This window comes from Longimicrobium sp. (assembly GCF_036280135.1).
In the GTDB taxonomy this organism is placed as follows: Bacteria; Gemmatimonadota; Gemmatimonadetes; order Longimicrobiales; family Longimicrobiaceae; genus Longimicrobium.
In genome coordinates this window covers 1-2,165 of record NZ_DASURI010000076.1, presented here as the reverse complement: position 1 = coordinate 2,165, position 2,165 = coordinate 1, and the positions used below count along the sequence as shown (strand labels likewise).

The window sequence follows — 2,165 nt, the reverse complement described above, 5'->3', positions numbered from 1 at the left end:
CTTCGTGTCGGGCGCGTGCGACGGCGTCTGAACGACGGCCGCGGCCGGGGGGGTGGGCGGCATTCGCGGTCTCCGGGCGTGGTCGCTTCGGCAAGTCCCGCTCGGCCCGCCGGTGCAGCACGCACCGGCGGGCTGATTCTTGTCGGAGGGCCCTCTGCCTCAGCAGGAGGTGGAGCTGTAGGGGATGAGGATCTGCCGGTACGGCGTGGCTTGCAGCCCGTTGGCATCCGTCACCGTCACGTACAGGTACACGCTCCCCGTGCCGCCCCACGAACCGTAGTAGTAGCCCGTGGCCTGGATGCTCGCGGTGTTGTAGCTCTGCGGGCTCAGGTAGCCGCCCGACGCCCCGGAGATGCCCCAGGCGTACGTGTACGGCGCCGTGCCCCCGCTGACGCTGGCGGAGAAGGTGCACGTGGTGTAGTTGCCCACGGTGCCGGGCCTGTTGATGCTGGCCGTCAGCGACTGGAGGGTGATGCCGCCAGGCGCGCCGGGGATGCCGCCGCGGGCCTGCAGCGCGTCCGTGGGCGAAAGGGGTGCCGTGGCGTCGCCGCAGGCCGCCAGCGCCAGCGGGACGAGGAGAAGGGAAAGCAACGATCGCATGCGTTCCTCCCTGAAGGGGTAAAGGGTGTGATGCAAGGGTAGGTTCGTCTCAAAACGCGCGCAATGATCCTGGTGCGAAGCGCAGTTTGGCGGGGATGATGCGCGCGGGTTGACCGGAGAGGAATTGTTCGGTATTCCTGTCACGCCGGACGTGCCGGTAGATCGCATTCCAATCTTCGACTCACCCGGAGACGCAACGATGAGCCTCAACCTGGACGACCTGATCGTGGAGAGCTTCGTCTCGATGGAGGAGACGCAGCAGTACAGCGATTCGGTCATCATCCGCACGGTGCTGTACGAGACGGAGCAGCTTTCCTGCGGCGGCACCTGCCGCACCTGCGACTGCTGGGCGTGATCCGCTGACTGGCGGGTCCGGACGAAACACAGCGGGGCGGCCGATGGGCCGCCCCGCTGTCGTTCGTCCGTCATCCTTCGGATCGCGCTACGGGAGCGCGTAGATCTCCACGCGGTTCACCGTCATCAGCGGCACCAGCAGGCGGTTGCGGCGCGCGTCGTAGCCGATGTCGGCGGGGGAGGGAAGGTTGGGCACGGCGATCTCCGGCTCCGCGTCCGGGCGCACGCGGTACACGGCGGACCGCTTCCAATCGGACACCAGCAGCGCGCCATCACGCTCGCGCACCAGGCCGTCCAGCTGCCCCCGCCGCGGCGCCGGGATGACCGTGCGCGTCCCGTTCGGCGCGATGCGCACCACCTCGCCCGTGGTGTAGCCCGCGATGGTGACGGTGCCGTCCGCGTCCACCACGATGCCGTTGGGCGTGCCCACCTCCGGCCCCTTGGCCAGCGTCTGCACGCGCCCGCCCGGGAGGATGCGGTGGATGGCGGCCGATCCCGACGCCTCCATCCGCCCGCCGCCCATCTTCAATCCCATGTCCGTGACGTACACGGAGCCGTCCGGGCCCGTGGCGATGTCGTTGAGGAAGGTGGAGCCGGGGATGGGGACCTCGCCCAGCATGGCGCCCGTGACGCGATGGAAGCGGCGGACGACGTCGATGTCGGCCACGTACAGCGTGTCGGCGACGATGCCCATCCCCTTGGGCGCGTTGAGCATGCCGCGGTTTCCGCCGCTGCCCAGCCAGTGCATGTTGGCCGTGTCGCCGCTGGGCAGCACGCGCGCGATGAAGCCGTTGCCGTCCTTGTCCAGGGGCGAGCCGTTGAGGTTGGAGACCAAGTACACGTCCGCCACGCTGTCGTGCAGCACGGACTCGGGGTCCGCGAATCCCACGTCCAGCAGCTTGATGTCCGGCTCCGGCCCCTTTTCGCCGCCGCACGCCGCCAGCAGCGCGAGCCCCGCCGCGCCCAGCATCCTCCGCATATTCGTCATCGGATCGAATCTCGTTTCGTTGTTCCTTGCTCAGTACGCCGGCTGGACTGCGCCGAGCCGGGGAAGCATGGATCCCGCCGGCAGCATGAGCAACCGGGATGATCGTTGACAGAACAGACCGGGAGGATGGTTGACAAGTCCTCACGGTGCTGACGCTGTTCAAAACGATGTTGCTCTTCACCCACCCCTTGGGAGGCGTAAGCAGCCCCACGGGAATGGGAGC

The 2,165-nt window shown here is 68.3% G+C and carries 3 protein-coding genes; 1 reads left to right on the top strand and 2 read right to left on the bottom strand.

From position 1 onward, the window contains the following. Positions 1-159 precede the first annotated feature (159 nt). Positions 160-600 carry a hypothetical protein gene (locus tag VFZ20_RS02690; protein WP_329682279.1) on the bottom strand — a complete coding sequence of 147 codons (441 nt, stop codon included), beginning with the start codon at positions 598-600 and terminating at the stop codon, positions 160-162. A gap of 199 nt (positions 601-799) precedes the next feature. Between VFZ20_RS02690 and VFZ20_RS02685 the strand changes: the two genes are divergently transcribed. Then, positions 800-955, top strand: a complete 156-nt coding sequence (locus VFZ20_RS02685; RefSeq protein WP_329682278.1) for a hypothetical protein — start codon at positions 800-802, stop codon at positions 953-955. A gap of 87 nt (positions 956-1,042) precedes the next feature. Here the strand turns inward: VFZ20_RS02685 and VFZ20_RS02680 are convergent, their stop codons facing one another. Next, on the bottom strand, positions 1,043-1,942 hold the full coding sequence (locus VFZ20_RS02680; protein WP_329682277.1) for an SMP-30/gluconolactonase/LRE family protein: 900 nt from the start codon (positions 1,940-1,942) through the stop codon (positions 1,043-1,045). Positions 1,943-2,165 lie beyond the last annotated feature (223 nt).

What these genes read in the sequence shown, in the direction of transcription:
- VFZ20_RS02690 (WP_329682279.1), bottom strand. Translation starts at nt 600, where the DNA reads ATGCGATCGTTGCTTTCCCTTCTCCTCGTCCCGCTGGCGCTGGCGGCC.
- VFZ20_RS02685 (WP_329682278.1), top strand. Translation starts at nt 800, where the DNA reads ATGAGCCTCAACCTGGACGACCTGATCGTGGAGAGCTTCGTCTCGATG.
- VFZ20_RS02680 (WP_329682277.1), bottom strand. Translation starts at nt 1,942, where the DNA reads ATGACGAATATGCGGAGGATGCTGGGCGCGGCGGGGCTCGCGCTGCTG.